15 protein-coding genes are annotated in these 15,416 nt (G+C 62.7%); 10 read left to right on the top strand and 5 right to left on the bottom strand.

From position 1 onward, the window contains the following. The first annotated feature begins 156 nt into the window (after positions 1 to 156). Positions 157 to 984, top strand: coding sequence for a DUF1684 domain-containing protein (locus ACZ5G6_RS03705; RefSeq protein ID WP_498689477.1), 828 nt, complete (start codon positions 157 to 159; stop codon positions 982 to 984). 27 nt (positions 985 to 1,011) lie between these two features. On the opposite strand, the gene ACZ5G6_RS03700 is transcribed toward ACZ5G6_RS03705, so the two are convergent. Both ACZ5G6_RS03700 and ACZ5G6_RS03695 read right to left on the bottom strand, forming a co-directional pair. Continuing rightward, positions 1,012 to 2,283 (bottom strand): acyl-CoA dehydrogenase family protein, encoded by a 1,272-nt coding sequence (locus ACZ5G6_RS03700; RefSeq protein WP_223937469.1) that lies wholly within the window; start codon positions 2,281 to 2,283, stop codon positions 1,012 to 1,014. Beyond that, entirely contained in the window at positions 2,283 to 3,104 is an 822-nt protein-coding gene (locus tag ACZ5G6_RS03695; RefSeq protein ID WP_498689475.1) for an SDR family NAD(P)-dependent oxidoreductase, read from the bottom strand. Before ACZ5G6_RS03695 ends, ACZ5G6_RS03700 begins: the two co-directional genes overlap by 1 nt. 90 nt (positions 3,105 to 3,194) lie before the next feature. On the opposite strand from ACZ5G6_RS03695, the gene ACZ5G6_RS03690 reads away from it, so the two are divergent. The 4 genes from ACZ5G6_RS03690 (at position 3,195) to ACZ5G6_RS03675 (ending at position 8,366) form a co-directional block, all read left to right on the top strand. Continuing rightward, positions 3,195 to 4,352: a glycoside hydrolase family 76 protein gene (locus ACZ5G6_RS03690; protein ID WP_498689473.1), complete on the top strand. Its 1,158-nt coding sequence runs from the start codon at positions 3,195 to 3,197 to the stop codon at positions 4,350 to 4,352. Between the two features lie 189 nt (positions 4,353 to 4,541). Next, on the top strand, positions 4,542 to 5,597 hold the full coding sequence (locus tag ACZ5G6_RS03685) for an iron ABC transporter substrate-binding protein (RefSeq protein WP_498689472.1): 1,056 nt from the start codon (positions 4,542 to 4,544) through the stop codon (positions 5,595 to 5,597). Positions 5,598 to 5,601: 4 nt separating this feature from the next. Further along, entirely contained in the window at positions 5,602 to 7,203 is a 1,602-nt protein-coding gene (locus tag ACZ5G6_RS03680) for an ABC transporter permease (protein ID WP_223935798.1), read from the top strand. Continuing rightward, positions 7,200 to 8,366: an ABC transporter ATP-binding protein gene (locus ACZ5G6_RS03675; RefSeq protein WP_223935797.1), complete on the top strand. Its 1,167-nt coding sequence runs from the start codon at positions 7,200 to 7,202 to the stop codon at positions 8,364 to 8,366. Before ACZ5G6_RS03680 ends, ACZ5G6_RS03675 begins: the two co-directional genes overlap by 4 nt. Before the next feature lie 18 nt (positions 8,367 to 8,384). Here the strand turns inward: ACZ5G6_RS03675 and ACZ5G6_RS03670 are convergent, their stop codons facing one another. After that, on the bottom strand, positions 8,385 to 8,990 hold the full coding sequence (locus ACZ5G6_RS03670; protein ID WP_223935796.1) for a YdeI/OmpD-associated family protein: 606 nt from the start codon (positions 8,988 to 8,990) through the stop codon (positions 8,385 to 8,387). Positions 8,991 to 9,071: 81 nt separating this feature from the next. On the opposite strand from ACZ5G6_RS03670, the gene ACZ5G6_RS03665 reads away from it, so the two are divergent. The 5 genes from ACZ5G6_RS03665 (at position 9,072) to tgt (ending at position 13,700) form a co-directional block, all read left to right on the top strand. Beyond that, a complete protein-coding gene (locus ACZ5G6_RS03665) occupies positions 9,072 to 9,821 on the top strand; it encodes a hypothetical protein (RefSeq protein WP_498689470.1) in 750 nt (249 codons plus the stop codon). A gap of 73 nt (positions 9,822 to 9,894) precedes the next feature. Then, positions 9,895 to 10,434 carry an NUDIX hydrolase family protein gene (locus tag ACZ5G6_RS03660; RefSeq protein WP_223935793.1) on the top strand — a complete coding sequence of 180 codons (540 nt, stop codon included), beginning with the start codon at positions 9,895 to 9,897 and terminating at the stop codon, positions 10,432 to 10,434. A gap of 91 nt (positions 10,435 to 10,525) precedes the next feature. After that, entirely contained in the window at positions 10,526 to 11,506 is a 981-nt protein-coding gene (locus ACZ5G6_RS03655) for a DUF6707 family protein (protein ID WP_498689468.1), read from the top strand. 110 nt (positions 11,507 to 11,616) lie between these two features. Next, positions 11,617 to 12,327, top strand: a complete 711-nt coding sequence (locus ACZ5G6_RS03650) for an SRPBCC family protein (RefSeq protein WP_223935791.1) — start codon at positions 11,617 to 11,619, stop codon at positions 12,325 to 12,327. A gap of 65 nt (positions 12,328 to 12,392) precedes the next feature. Beyond that, positions 12,393 to 13,700: a tRNA guanosine(34) transglycosylase Tgt gene (tgt, locus tag ACZ5G6_RS03645; protein ID WP_498691737.1), complete on the top strand. Its 1,308-nt coding sequence runs from the start codon at positions 12,393 to 12,395 to the stop codon at positions 13,698 to 13,700. A 102-nt stretch (positions 13,701 to 13,802) separates the two neighbouring features. Here tgt and ACZ5G6_RS03640 read toward each other — a convergent pair whose 3' ends face one another. Both ACZ5G6_RS03640 and ACZ5G6_RS03635 read right to left on the bottom strand, forming a co-directional pair. Beyond that, on the bottom strand, positions 13,803 to 14,513 hold the full coding sequence (locus tag ACZ5G6_RS03640) for a queuosine precursor transporter (RefSeq protein ID WP_223935789.1): 711 nt from the start codon (positions 14,511 to 14,513) through the stop codon (positions 13,803 to 13,805). Positions 14,514 to 14,719: 206 nt separating this feature from the next. After that, a complete protein-coding gene (locus ACZ5G6_RS03635) occupies positions 14,720 to 15,220 on the bottom strand; it encodes a methyltransferase family protein (protein WP_498689465.1) in 501 nt (166 codons plus the stop codon). Positions 15,221 to 15,416 lie beyond the last annotated feature (196 nt).

Raw genomic sequence — 15,416 nt, 5'->3', positions numbered from 1 at the left:
ACGGCCCATCGTTGCCCCCAACGCCCGTCTCCCCAAACGCCCGCTTCGGGGACGCCCGCTCCCCCGAATGCCCGCTTCCGGGAATGCACAGCGGCAGCGCATAGTTGAGGAGATTGCAACGCCGCCAACCGTGGCTCACATCAGCCGAGGAGAACCATGAGCTCGCCCACCACTGCAACAGACGCCCAGCTTGCCCGTTGGGAGCGGTTCCGCACGGCCCGGAATGCAGCACTGGCCACGGACCATGGCTGGCTGACCCTGACGTCCTTTCAATGGCTTGAGACGGAGCCTTCGGAAGTTGAATTTGTCCCCGGGCTGTGGTCTTCGGACGGCACGACTGCAACCCTTACGGCCACCATCGAGGACGGCCTGACTTTCGTTGAGACGGGCGACAGGGTTGATGGCACAGTGACCGCAAACCTGCAGGATGAAGAGTCCCTGATGTGGGTGCAGTTCGGTGGCCACGACGGCAAGCAGGTGGTGGTGGAACTTGCGATGCGGGCGGACAAGTACGCCATCCGGACCCGTGATGCGGGTTCGCCCGTTTTTACGGATTTCGCCGGGGTCCCCACCTACGACTACAACCCGGAATGGGTGATCCAAGGCCGCTTCGAGCCCTATGACGAGCCCGTGGATGTACCCATCGGAACGGCCAACCCCTTGGTGGACGGCATCCATCGTTCGGTCGGAGAGGTGGTGTTCCGGGTTCCTGGCGTTCCCCATGAGGTTCGCCTCCACGCCGAGGAAGAGAAACTCGGTGCCTTGAATGTGACCTTCCACGATGAGACCAACGGCGACACCACGGATGAATGGCGGAAGGTTTTCATCCCCCGCCCCCGGCCTGATGGATCCGTGGTCATCGACTTCAACCGCGCCATCAATTACCCCAGCGCCTTTACTCCATATGGCACCTGCCCGATGCCCGTGCGCGGAAATTCCATCGATGTCCGCGTTGAGGCTGGCGAAAAGATCCCTCAGGAGTAAGCGACGCAGAGCCAGGGCAGTGGCCGGCTAGACGATAGCAGAGACCCCCGTTACTGCACGGCCCACGATCAGTGAGTTGATCTCGTATGAGCCCTCATAGGTGAAGATGGCCTCGGCGTCGGCAAAGATCTTCGCGATTTTGTAGTCGGTGACGATGCCGTTTCCGCCTAGGATGGAGCGTCCCAAGGCCACGGTTTCACGCATCCTTGCACTGCAATAGGCCTTTGCGAGAGCCACCTGGGCCATGTCGGCGCCGCCATGGCGGGCGCCCTGCGCGTCGCGGGAAATGTCCTCCTGCAATTGGGCGATCCGCACCATCATCCCCATGCTTGCCACGGCGTTACCGAGCATGTCCACCAGGTGCTGCTGGATCAGCTGAAACCTGGCGAGGGGTTTACCGAACTGCATCCGCTCCACGGCATACTGCCGGGCAATATCGAAGGCCGCCAATTGTTGGCCGACCGCCTGCCAGGCGACCATGATCCGTGAGCCGCGCAGGAGGTGGTTGGTATCCGCGAAACTGCTGATGCCGGCGAAACGGTCCGCTTCCGCCACGTGGACGTTTTCGAAAAGAATATCGGCGTTCTGCACAGTCCGCAGCGCGATCTTGTTCTCGATCCGGCTCCGGGTGATGCCCGGCAAGGAGGCGTCCACGATGAATGCCCGGACAGCGCCGTCGCTTTCGTCCTTGGCCCATACCAGCATGTAGTCGCAGAACGTCCCATTGCCGATCCAGCGTTTGGCGCCGTTGATCACCCAGTAGTCACCGCCGTCGGACTCCGCTCTTTCCACGCGGCGGGCTGTTGTCTGCATGCCGCCCGCGACGTCGGACCCATGCTCTGGTTCGGTGAGCGCGAAGGCGCCTGTGGTGCGGAGGTTCGAGGCGTCGTCGAGGTATTTGTCCTGCTGGGCGTCGCTGCCAAAGTCGTAGAGCGACTCAACGAAGAGATCGTGGTGGACCATGAAGAACGTCGCGATGGAGGTGTCCACGCGCGTCATCTCGGCTATGACCAACCCGGCGAACAAGTGTGTATAGCCGCGCTGCGCCGGGGCGCTGAGCCGGAGTGCCGCCAGCTTGGGCAGGATGTGTTCCGGGAACTCGGCCTTGTCCCACCACTGCCCTGCATAGGGGGCGATCTCAGAGGCAAGGAAGGAGCGGAGCTCGTTGAGCTTTCGCTGTTCCTGGACGCTCAGGAGTGATTCAAAGTCGAAGAAATCAGCCGTAGGCAGGTCAGCCACAGACGCTGGTACTTGACCCACCAATCCCGCGGGAATCGGGGCGCCGCTGTAGTCGCCCATCATTTGAGGCCCATGCGGATGGCGCCGTCCAGCCGGATCGTCTCGCCGTTCAGCATGGCATTTTCGACGATGTGTGCTGCAAGGTTGGCGTATTCGGCCGCGCGGCCCAGCCGGGCGGGGTGGGGTACCTGCTGCCCGAGGGATTCCTGCGCCGCTTGTGGCAATCCGGCCATCATGGGGGTTTCGAAGATGCCGGGTGCAATGGTGTCAACGCGGATCAGGGAGCGGGCGAACTCGCGGGCCAGGGGCAAGGTCATCGCCGCAACAGCGCCTTTTGATGCGGCATATGCTGGCTGGCCGATCTGGCCCTCGAAGGCGGCGACGGACGCCGTGTTGATAATGACTCCGCGCTCGGGTCCGCCCAATTCCGTGGAAACCGGCTCGCTTTCCACCATGGCCGCTGCTGCCAGGCGGATGACATTGAAAGTTCCAACGAGATTGATCTGGATGACTTTGTTGAACGTCTCGAGCGGGAGGACACCGTCGCGGCCCAGGACCTTGCCTGGCGTGGCGACGCCGGCACAGTTGACCACAATGCGCAGGGTTCCCAGTGAAGCTGCGGCGTCGACGGCGGCCTGTACTTGGGCCTCATTCGTTACGTCTGCAGGGACAAAGACGGCGCGTGGACCCGAGTGCCCGCTGGCAGAACCAGCCGCATCCGAGCCAGCAGAGTTCAGCTCCGCCGCGAAACCCTCCCCGGCAGATTGCGGCAGGTCCACCAGCACCACCGACGCTCCGCCGTCGAACAAGCGCTTGGCGGTTGCCGCGCCCAAGCCTGACGCCCCGCCGGTGACCAGCGCAACCGTGCCCTTGATGTCCATCCATCCTCCTTGATGCAGACTCAAATCCGTTAATGCATGTTAACTGGAATTGTGATCCAACGCACCCCGGCCGCCCGATAGGCTGATTCCATGCCCACCGAAAGCACCCCCGCCGGCCAGCAACAACCTCCCACAGAGGCGGCCGTGTGGGCGATGCGGGCAGATGAAGCAGCACGGTCTGTGACGCGCGCTTTCGGCCGGCGGCCGTTCTTCCTTCCGGGGACGCACATCGGCATCGTCTGCATCCCCTCGCGGGGCTTCCGCAGCGTTTTTGGCCCGTGGCACTACTGGTGGCAGGCGCACTACGTGGACTGCCTGGTGGACACCGGCCGCCGCGAACTCGCTACCCGGACAAAGTTCGACGGCGACTCCCGCCCGAGCGCGGGACGGCTCGCTTCCCGGCTTGTCACCACCATCCGGCTCCGGAACTTCTTCAGGTTCGTCAATGACTACTACGACGACATGGCGTGGCTGGCACTGTCCACCCTCCGGTTGGAACAACTGGCCAAGGAGACACGGAAGCCAGGACGGCGCCGGAATGCCTACGTCCAGAAAAGCCTCACCCTGCAATTCGATTCGGCTTCCACGGACGACCTGGGCGGCGGAACGTTCTGGAGCACCAGGCGGGATTTCAAGAACACTCCCGCAACGGCGCCGGTGGCGCTCTACTTCGCAAGAACAGATCACCGCGAGCGGGCTCAAGCGTTGGTGAACTGGCTGAACAGCAAGCTGCTGCACCCGCAACGCGGCCTTTACCTGGACGGCCTACGCATACGGAATGGGGAAATCGTCCTTGAGGATGCGGTCTACACCTACAACCAAGGGCCGATCCTGGGCGCGCTACTGGAGCTTGGCGGAGAGGAGAACCTGGACCGCGCCGCCCAGTTGGTGGAAGCCATTGCGAGGGAGCTCACCGTACCCGGCACGCAGGTAATCCACGGGGATGGAACCGGGGACGGCGGACTCTTCACAGGCATCCTGATCCGCTACCTGGCCCTCGCGGCCAAGGATCAGCGTCTGCCGGAAGCCACCCGCGAAACAGCTGAGGTCCTGGTAGTCAGCACAGCCAAGGCCTTCTGGGATGGCCGCTGGAAGACCGAGGGTGATCCCCAAAGACCAAGCGTCGTTTTCTCCCCCAGCCCACTGCGTCCGGCCACTGGGACGTATCCGACGGGGACCGTCGTCGAGCTTTCCACCCAACTGCAAGCGTGGATGGCGCTGGAAGCCGCAGCCACACTGGCGACCTAGGCCTGCACAATTACGGCACGCAACAGTTCCGTAATTCTTGTGATCCTTATCACATAAGGGCCCCAAGCTTTGGAAGCATAGGTTTGCCTAACCTACGCTTTTCTCAGCGGGCTCTCCAAACCTTCCCGCTCACACGGACCAAGCCCCAAACTTGGCACACGGTGTCTTTGTTCGCAGAAAGAAGCCTTCATGAAGCTCTCCAAAAACGCGCTGGCGGGAATTGCCCTGCTCGCCTCCGCCGCCCTTGGCCTCACCGCCTGTGGATCCAACGCCGGCGCCCCCGCCGCCTCCGGGTCGTCGTCAGACGCTGCCTCCGGCGAAGGCATCACGGTGTACAACGCGCAGCACGAGAGCCTGACCAAGGAATGGGTGGATTCCTTCACCAAGGAAACCGGCATCAAAGTCACCATGCGCCAGGGCTCGGACACCGAACTGTCCAACCAGATCGTCCAGGAGGGTGCTGCTTCGCCGGCAGACGTCTTCCTCACGGAGAACTCCCCCGCAATGGCGCAGGTGGAGAACGCCGGACTCTTTGCCGACGTAGACAAAGCCACGTTGGACCAGGTCCCCGCCGAATTCCGTCCGTCCACGGGCAAGTGGACCGGCATCGCGGCCCGCTCCACCGTCTTGGTGTACGACAAGAACAAGATCAGCGAAGACAAGCTGCCCAAGTCCATGCTTGACTTGGCGAACCCTGAGTGGAAGGGCAAGTGGGCCGCTTCACCGTCGGGTGCTGACTTCCAGGCGATCGTCGCAGCCCTGCTCGAACTCAAGGGTGAAGCCGCCACCGAAGAATGGCTCAAGGGCATGAAGGAAAACTTCAAGGCCTACAAGGGCAACAGCACGGCCATGAAGGCCGTCAACGCCGGTGAAGTGGACGCCGCTCTGATCTACCACTATTACTACTATGGCGATCAAGCCAAGACCGGCGAGAACTCCAAGAACGTCACGCCATACTTCTTCAAGAACCAGGATCCGGGCGCGTTCCTGTCCGTCTCCGGCGGCGGCGTCCTGAAGTCCTCCAAGAAGGCAGCGGACGCCCAGGCGTTCCTGAAGTTCATTACTGGCAAGAAGGGCCAGGAAGTCCTCAAGACCGGTACCTCGTTCGAGTACGCCATCGCCTCGCAGGTGGACGCCAATGACAAGCTTGTCCCGATCAAGGACCTGCAGGCGCCCACCGTTGACCCGGCCAAGCTGAACTCCACCAAGGTCACCGATCTGATGACCAAGGCAGGACTCCTGTAATTCTGTGACCACTGATCTATCGGCTCCCAACGTTTCACAGTCGCCAGGGAGCACGACGACGGCGGGCAAGGGCAAACGCCCTCGCCCGCCATTCGGCGTTTCCACGGTGTCCTTGCTGGCGGTCCTGATCGCGCTGTTTTCCCTTATGCCTTTGGGCTACGTCATCTTCATGACGGCAGCGACAGGCTGGGACACCGCCGTCGAACTTATCGTGCGCCCGCGCGTTGGCGAACTGCTGTTGAACACCATTATGTTGATGGTCCTGACGGTGCCGTTGTGCCTCATTCTTGGGGTGGGTGGCGCCTGGTTGGTGGAGCGCACCAAGCTGCGCGGGAACCGCTGGTGGGCCGTGGCACTGGCCGCTCCCCTTGCCATCCCTGCCTTCGTCAACAGCTACGCGTGGGTCTCGGCTGTGCCTTCCCTGCAGGGGATCTGGTCAGGTGTGCTCATCGCCACCCTCTCCTATTTCCCGTTGGTCTACATTCCCGCGGCCGCCACGCTGGGCAGGTTGGATCCGGCCATCGAACAATCTGCCGCGTCGCTTGGCTTGGGTCCGTGGGCTGCATTCTTCCGGGTGGTGCTGCCGCAGCTTCGTATCGCCATGACTGGCGGTGCGTTGCTGGTGGCGTTGCACCTCCTTGCGGAGTATGGCGCTTTCGCGATGATCCGTTTTGATACCTTCACGACGGCGATCATGGTCCAATTCCAGTCGACGTTCAACGGTGCCGCCGGAAACATGCTGGCCAGTGTCCTGGTATTCCTGTGCTTGCTTCTCCTTCTCGCGGAGGTGAAGAGCCGCGGCACAGCCCGTTATGCACGGATTGGCTCTGGTGCCCAAGCCAAAGCAATCCGGGTGCACTTGCGCGGATACCAGGCTCCGGCTCAGCTCGCCCTGCTGACCCTGACAACGTTGGCGTTTGGGCTTCCTGTCTGGTTCGTCCTGCGATGGCTTGTGGCCGGAGGCACCGAGGTATGGGCCGCCGACGAGTTCATGCCCGCCCTGCTGCAGACCCTCCTGTACGGGGCCGTCGGCGCCGCTGTTACCACCATCGTGGCTTTTCCCATGGCCTACTTGGCGGTCCGGCATCCCAGCTGGTTCAGCAAGATGCTTGAACTGTCCAACTACGTGACCAGCTCCCTGCCGGGAATCGTGGTGGGCCTTGCCTTCGTCACCGTCAGCATCCGCGCCGTTCCCGGCATCTACCAAACTGCCGGCGTGCTGGTCGCCGCCTATGTGCTCCTCTTCCTCCCCCGCGCGCTGGTTAACATCCGCTCCGGCCTGGCCCAGGCACCCAAGGAGCTCGATGAAGCCGCTCAATCCCTGGGCAAGGCTCCGCTGGTGTCCTTCTTCAGGGTGACTTTGCGGCTCACCGCACCTGCTGCGGCAGGCGGCGCTGCACTTGTCTTCCTGGCCATCGTCAACGAGCTCACGGCCACTCTTCTTCTTTCGCCCAATGGAACCCGCACGCTGGCAACGGAGTTCTGGAGCAAGAGCAGCGAGATCGACTACTCAGGCGCTGCACCCTATGCACTGTTGATGATCGTGCTTTCCGCCCCCATGACCTATCTTCTTTTCCAACAGTCCAAGAAAGTTGCCGGACAGTGACCGAACAATCCCCATCCAGGCTCCCGTCACCCCGTGTCGCGCCATCCATTGTGCCCACGACCAACACGCACTTGGACATCGCCGAGGTCACAAAGAATTTTGGTTCCCAGGCTGTGCTGAAGGGCGTCAATCTTTCCGTAGCCAAGGGCGGAACCACGGCCATTGTTGGCCCTTCAGGCTCGGGCAAAACCACACTGCTTCGCTTGATCGCCGGCTTCGAGCATCCAGACACCGGCACGATTTCCCTGAATGGCTCAACGGTTGCGGGCGACGGTGTGTGGATTCCTGCGCACAAACGGCAGGTGGGATACGTTGCCCAGGACGGTGCCCTTTTCCCGCACTTGACGGTAGGGCAGAACGTCGCCTTTGGGTTGGATTCCGGAAAGCTCGACGGCGGCCGGCGGGCTGTAGCGTCCCGCGTCAAGGAACTACTCGAAATGGTGTCGCTGGATGGGTCCATGGCCAAGCGACGGCCGCACCAGTTGTCAGGCGGTCAACAACAGCGCGTTGCCCTGGCGCGTGCCCTGGCCCGCGAACCCGAACTCATGTTGTTGGATGAGCCGTTCTCCGCACTCGACGCCGGGCTCCGCGTAGCTACCCGCCGGGCAGTGGCCAAGGTGCTCAATGCGGCAGGCGTCACAACCATCCTGGTAACGCACGACCAAGCCGAGGCCCTCTCCTTTGCCGATCAAGTAGCCATCATGCGCGGAGGCAAGCTGGCACAAATTGGCAACCCTTTTGTGGTCTACACGCGCCCGGCGGACCGGGCAACAGCGGAGTTCCTCGGCGACGCCGTGATCCTGGACGCCTGGATGGAAGGGTCCTTGGCCACGTGCTCCCTCGGCGGGATCCCGGTACGACGACCACCAGCACAGGGAAAGGTGCAGCTCATGCTCCGCCCCGAACAGATCCGCATCGCCCCGGACGGCCCCATCCGCGGCGTGGTTGTGGATACTGACTACTTCGGGCCCGAAACAACTGTTCGGATAAGGCTCGCGGCATACACCGCGGCAGACGGTGTTCTCTCCGGACATGGCCACCGTTACCCCGGCGGAGGCGAGATCATTACCATCCGGCACTGGAACGCTTCCATCACCAAGCCCGGCACTGAGCTCAGCCTTCGCGTGGTGGGCGAGGGCGTGGCGTTCCCCATCGAGGGCTGAATACTGGTGCCCGGCTGACTACTGGGGTCCGGAAGCCGGGCGCTTCTTCTGCGGGTACGGTGCCTCGTGCCGTGCGAGCATCTCCACAAAACCAGCGATTTTCTTCTCCCGTGTGTCCGCCCTTTTGACAAGGTTGGTCCGATGGATGAGTGCGAAGCGGTTCTGGGACGTCAGGACGTCGAACATGGCTTGCGCCTCCGGAACAGCGGCGATGGCAGCTGCGAGATCATTGGGAACCACCGAATCGGCGGGTCCGGCGTACGCAGCTTCCCAGCGCCCATCGGCTTTGGCGGCGTCGACGGCGGCCCACCCGGCTGCTGTCATCTTGCCTTCCTGGTCCAAGCGGGCAATATGCCCAACGTTCCGCGCTGACCAGATGCTCCGGCGACCCCGTGGGGTCATGCGCTGGAAGTAGCTTTCGGCGTCACGGCTCTTGGATTGGCCATCGATCCAGCCGAAACACAGCGCCTCGTCCAATGCGGCGTCGTAGTCCAACTCCGTGACGTTCCCGCCCTTTTTGTGCAGGACCAGCCACACACCAGGACTGTCGGCAGCGTGTTCTTCAAGCCACGCCCGCCATTCGGCCGCGTCCTTGACGATCAATTCTTCGAGCTCAATGGGCATGGGTTCATTCTGCGGCAAACCGGACGGCATAGGCTGGAGGACAGAAGCCGGAGTGCCAGTGAAGCCAGCCCAGGAGGACCCATGTTGCGAGCCCGCCCCATCCACTTCACCTCCCGCCCGCATCAGTGGACTGAACTGCTGGAGGCATTGGGCATGGTCAACACAGTCAAGGATGACGAGTGGTTGGAGTTCGACGCCGGCTCGGGTCGGCTAGCGTTGCACCGGGTGGAACACACGCCGGCGATGAGCGGCGCACCGCAGGACGGCGTCACGATCTTTGGCGTCGAGGTTGGCGCGTTGGAAGAGTTCGCCCGGCGCACGCAGGACGACGGAACCATCGCAGAGGTCACCGAGGCCTCACACGGCCAGACCGTGCAGATCACTGCCCGGGATGGCTTCACGTTCCTGGCTGACCCCGCCCAGCGCGCCGGGGACGGCACTTGGGCGACGTCGGACAAAGCCGATCCGGCTCTCGCCGTGGTAGCCACCTGGGTGAGTCCCGGCGTCGACGATTCCGCACAGGAGCTCCGCAACATCGGAGCCCGTCCGCGGACGTCGGATGACGAATCCGCAACGTTTACCGCCAAAAACGGCGGTATCCTGCGCGTGGTCCACGGCGCGGCTGCAGAGTCCGGTGACCTCGCTTTTGAGTACGACGCCGATCTGGAGCCCCTGTTGCGTCGGCTCACCGGGGCGGGGATCGAGGCGCGGATCAGCGAGGACGTCCTGTACATCGCCAACCCGGATGCCGCGGGTGGGTCAGCGCCGGCGTCGATCGTTGTGGAACGGACCCCGGTGGAACGTGCGTCCGGCGAACGGCCGCAAGCATAGCCCGCAGCTTAATGCACTGCGCCCCAGGGGTGCTGCCACGGAACTTCGGCCGGGGATGCGGTAGAACTTAACCATGAGCGTACGTACACCCGACCCGTATCCAGGCTGGCTTTCCGACGAAGACCTCTTCGAAGCCCGCGGCCGCCTTCCCATGGTCTACGTGGAGGCAGTCCCCGTCCGCTTGGATCCGCTCGGATACGTCAATGAGGTCGGTTCCCTCCTGCAGGGCGACGCTGACGGCAACATGGTGCGCTACCTCGTTTCCGGCCGAGTGCTGTACCGCGAGACCATCCGCGCAGCCCTGCTGCGGCACATGGAAAAGGACCTCGGACCCCTCGCTTTCCCGCAACTGCCCATTAGCCCCGTCCCCTTCACCGTGGCCGAATACTTCCCCGCGCCCTCCCAGACCGGATTCACTGACGACCGCCAGCACGCGGTGTCGCTTGTGTTCATCATCCCTGTCACGGGCGAATGCGAACCGCGCCAGGACGCCCTGGAACTCACATGGATGACGCCGCAGGAAGTCCTCAGCGACGATGTGCAGCAGGAGTTCGAAGGCGGCCGAGGGAACCTGGTGCGCCAGGCGCTGGCTTTCTCGGGCATCGTCCTTTAGCCGGGCATCGTCCTTTAGCGGGTCCCGCCTCCAGCGGCGGCTGGAGTTTGTAGACTGGACGGCGGACCGCAAGAGAACCAAAGGACTTCCGATGACTCACAGCCCAGCCTCACAGCAATACCGCGAAAAGCAGGCTGGGGACCTGCAACCCGGAGACTTTGTGTTCCTGCCCGGAGACGGGCCCGCCGAGGAAATCGGCAGCATAGAAGTCCAGAACGATGACTACGGCGTTGCCGCCCTGCTGCTGGTCACAACGGTCGACGGCGGCACGGTGCGGATCGCCGTCGGCTCCAATGTGCCGGTGGGGGACGGAACCCCCGCAGGTGACGTCGGCTCCGATGGCGGGCCGGGCTCCAGCACCTCCAATGAAGACGACATGGAAGCAGCGGCGGGCTCCGCCGTCGTCGTCCCCCCGCGCCCGGAAACGCCACCAGCCGTCACCACGCCGGTCCCCGAAGAACTCGCGCTGATCCCCGAGCCGAACGGGACGCCCGAAGCCGTGGTGCGGGCCGCCGTCGCCAATCACAAGGGCAAGAACGGCGTTCAGGTGCTCGCCGAAAGGCTGGCAAAAGGCATCAACACCAAATCCGGCAGCTGCCTCCGGGACCTCAGTAACCTGGCGTTCGACCTCTGCATCATCCTGCGCGATCCGGACAACGCCCTTGCGGTCGCGGATCTCCTGAACGTGCTGCCCTTTGACGGCAACCCGGACCGCTGGGCGTCGATAGAACGCGCACTGGCGCTGTCGAGCTTCATTTGCCGGGAGGGCGGACAAACTGAACGAGCTGCCGTGTACGAGAAATTGCTGCGCGCGCACGAGTCGGAGGAAACAGACCCCTTCAAGGCCCGCATCGCCGCCAAGGTCCGCCAGCGCGCACTTAACGAACCGAATCTGTACGACAAGGAAATCTTCCGCGCGATCGACAACGGCAATCATGAAGCCGAACGCGAATGGCGGTTCCTCCGCCTCGAGTCGCTGCTGTTCCTCCGCGCCCACGGCGGCTCCGAGACACTGGGAGAAGAGGAACTGGGCCGGCGCATCGGCATCGAACTGGACGCCGTGCGGGCCTGAGTGAGCGGCTCCCCGGCAACCCCGGCCTTCATGCGCCAAGGGGCCTAGTCCCGGCACTTCTAAACTTCAAGACCTGTTCTACGGAGGCGAACGGCGGTAGATTCGGGGCCATGACGAACAATCTGAGCGTTGTGGTTAATGCCGACGCGCAGCAGGTTTGGACAATGCTGCGCGAACCCTCGCTGGTGGCTCAATGGCACGGATGGGAAGCCGATGACCTCGCCGACGAAATCAAACAGATCTACTTCCATCCAGATGTGGTGGAAAATCCGGATCACACCAAGCTGACTGTGCATGGCGGGGACGAGTTTGAGCTCCACCCTGTTTCCGGCGGCACCGAAGTGAAGGTCACGCGCGCAGCGCTGGACCACGACTCCGAGTGGGCGGAATGGGACGAGGACATCACCCAGGGCTGGCTCACGTTCCTGCAACAACTCCGTTTCGCCCTTGAGAGACACCCGCATGGTCAACGGCGAACCCACTTCGTGTCCCTTCCAGGAAGTGGTGGTCCGGCCATCAAAAAGCTGGGGCTGGGCGATCTCCCGCCCGTCGGCGACGACTACTCCCTCACGCTTGAAACCGGCGAAAAAATCTCCGGCCGAGTGTGGTTCAAGAGCCGCCACCAGGTTGGCCTCACAGTGCACAGCTACGCAGAGCATGGCGATGGTCTCCTGATCGTTGCAGAGCAACTGCCGATCCCCGAGAAAAGGCCCGACGGCGGTTCCATGGTGATTGCCTCCACGTACGATTTGGGGGCTCACACCTTGGCGGACATCAGGTCCTCCTGGGACAAGTGGAAGGATGAGAACTACAGCTCCTAGGCGGGGTTCCACAGGTTACCCGCGGTAAAGCTGGCACACTTGTTAGCGTGCCAGCTTCAGCTTTCCTGCCCTCGCCGCCTCCGTCCACGCCCGCCCCTGCCTTGCCGGATCCTTCTTCACCGCAAGCCGGTTTCTCTTTCTCGGTTGGCCAGCGACTGACTGAAACGTGTTCGGCGTCGGACGCCTTGGTTGCGGCCAACGGCGGCTCTTTCCTGGGCCGGACCGGAACCATCACCACGCCGCACGGAACCATCCAGACGCCCGCGTTCATCGCCGTCGGGACGAAAGCCACCGTCAAGGCCGTGCTGCCTGAGTCTATTGCCGCACTCGGCGCGCAGGCCGTGCTGGCCAACGCCTACCATCTGTACCTGCAGCCGGGCCCCGAGATCCTCGACGCCGCCGGCGGGCTGGGCGCTTTCATGAACTGGTCCGGGCCGACGTTCACGGATTCAGGCGGATTCCAGGTGATGAGCCTGGGCTCGGGCTTCAAGAAAGTCATCGACATGAAGAATGTTGACACTTCCGGGCCCGACGACGCGGTGGCGCCTGGCAAGGAGCGGCTGGCGCATATCGATGACGACGGCGTGTGGTTCAAGTCGCACCTCAACGGCGACCGGCACCGCTTCTCCCCCGAGATTTCCATGCAAGTCCAGCACCAAATCGGCGCGGACATCATGTTCGCGTTTGACGAACTGACAACCCTGCAGAACTCCCGGGCGTACCAGGAGGAGTCACTGGAGCGGACCCGGCTCTGGGCGTTGCGGTGCTTGGAGGAGCATGCCCGTTTGACGGTTTCCCGGGTGGGGAAGCCGTACCAGGCTCTGTTCGGTGTGATCCAGGGTGCCCAGTACGAGGACCTGCGGCGCAAAGCGTGCCGGGACCTCGGCGCCATGCCATTTGACGGGTACGGGATCGGCGGTGCGTTGGAGAAGGAGAACCTGGGCACCATTGTGCGGTGGTGCAACGAGGAACTTCCTGAGAACAAGCCACGGCACCTGCTGGGCATTTCCGAGCCGGACGACATCTTCACGGCAATCGAGAACGGCGCTGACACGTTCGACTGCGTCTCACCCACGCGTGTGGCCCGGAATTCCGCGTTCTACACTCCTTTTGGGCGCTTCAACTTATCCGGGGCCCGGTACAAGGCCGATTTCGGTCCGCTGCAGGAGGGTTGTGACTGCTACGCCTGCCAGAACTACTCCCGCGCGTACATCCACCACCTCTACAAGGCCAAGGAAATGCTCTCGGCAACGCTCATTTCGATCCACAACGAACGTTTCGTGGTGAAGATGGTGGACGACGCCCGGCTGGCCATCGAGTCCGGGGATTTCTTCGAGTTCAAGGCGGAGACGCTGGGGCGGTACTACTCCTAACTCCTTCGTCTCGTAACTCCCGCGTTGAGTTCGCCGGAGGCGTGCGTGAGCGTGCGGAAACTTCCGGCGAACTCACGCGGTTCCGGCGAACTCGGCCCGGGCCTAGGCTGCGACTGGTCCGTAGCTCGGCTCGCGCTTCTTGATATAGCCAACTACCAGGACTGTGATCGGTACAAAGAGGAACTCCACGGCGGTCTTGTAGACGAAGCCCACCAGGACATAGTTGGCGAACATGCCGAAGTCCGTGATGCCAATGACCGAGGCTGCGATGCTGCAGAAAATCAGCGTGTCCACGAATTCACCCACAACGGACGAACCCATGAGCCGGGCCCACAGTGTCTTTTCGCCCGTGCGCTCCTTCATTTTTACCAGGATCCAAGAATTGATGGTCTGGCCGGCGAGGAAGGCCAGAAGTGAAGCGAGGACGATCTGAGGGACCGGTCCCAGGGCGCCCTCGATAGCTGCCTGCTTGGCGGTTCCGTACTCGTCCGTGAAACCGGGAAGCGCGATGATCACCCAGTAACAGAGCGAGGCGAAGACTGAGAGGGCGAACGAGGTAACGATGGCCTTGCGCGCCACTTTGAAGCCGTAGACCTCACTCATGACGTCGCCCAGGATGTAGGCAAGCGGGAACAGGAAGAATCCGCCATCAGTGATGATCGGGCCAAGCACAACGCCCTTTGATGCGCCGATGTTGGAGAGGATCAGCACCACGGCCATGATGGCGAGCATGATGCCAAAGTACGGGGATCCGATCGAGGCGAAGCGGGGTGCGGGCTTGCTCAAGGTGCTGGAGCCGGAAGGCGAGGGCATGGGTCATCCATTCGTAGTGGTTCGCGCGGGCGCTGTTGGTTCCGGCACCCGGCTGTATTAGCACTGTGGTTGGTGGGGCGCTGGCCCAACACCAGCATCATTGTCCCACCCCACCGATCCTCTCTCACATCCTGACCCGCTTCCACCGATCCTCTCTCAGCTAATCCCCCTTTTGGGAGAACGCTCGTTCACATCACGCGATGATGTCACCGGTTCTCCGGGTGGCGACGACGGAATCCGAGGTAGCGGGGAGTCCTCGTCGCGTACTCGGCGTACCCACCGAAATATTCCGACAGTTCGTCTTCTTCGCGGAGCACGCCCTTGTGTTCCATGAGTATTCCAATCGGCAAAGTCGCGAGCACCCACGATGAACCGGAGAGGATCGCTCCACCCATGTGGATGAGCCACCACCCCACGTACATCGGGTGACGGGTTAGTGCGTACGGGCCGCTGGTCACCAGTTCCTCCGGCCGCTCCAACTCGAAGCGGCGGGCCGAACGGCGGGCCCGCTCAGCCAGAGCCCAAGCGTTCAGCCCTCCACCGATCACCAGCAGGCCAGTACCTGCCATCTTTTGAAGTGCTTCAGATCCTGGCAGTGGCCAAGGGCACCGTCGTTTCAGGAGCACGTCGGCAATCAAACCGGTCACCTGTCCCGGAGGAAGGGGCAGGTTGCCGAACACGCTTCCTATCGCGGTCCAAGTACCCATGCCTGAACAGTAATCCCGTGGCCCGTTCTTGTCCGCAGCAAGGGGCAGGACGTGAGAGAACAACGGCCAAAAACCCGCAGGACGTGAGAGAACAACCGCCAAAAACCCGCAGGACGTGAGAGAACAACCGCCAAAAACCCGCAGGACGTGAGAGAACAACCGGTTTGTGTCGGTGGGCCCGGACAGAAGGTTCCTT

The organism is Arthrobacter sp. TmtSoilC51 (genome assembly GCF_055388015.1).
The sequence above is the reverse complement of the archived record's forward strand: the minus strand, read 5'-3'. Positions and strand labels throughout refer to the sequence as shown.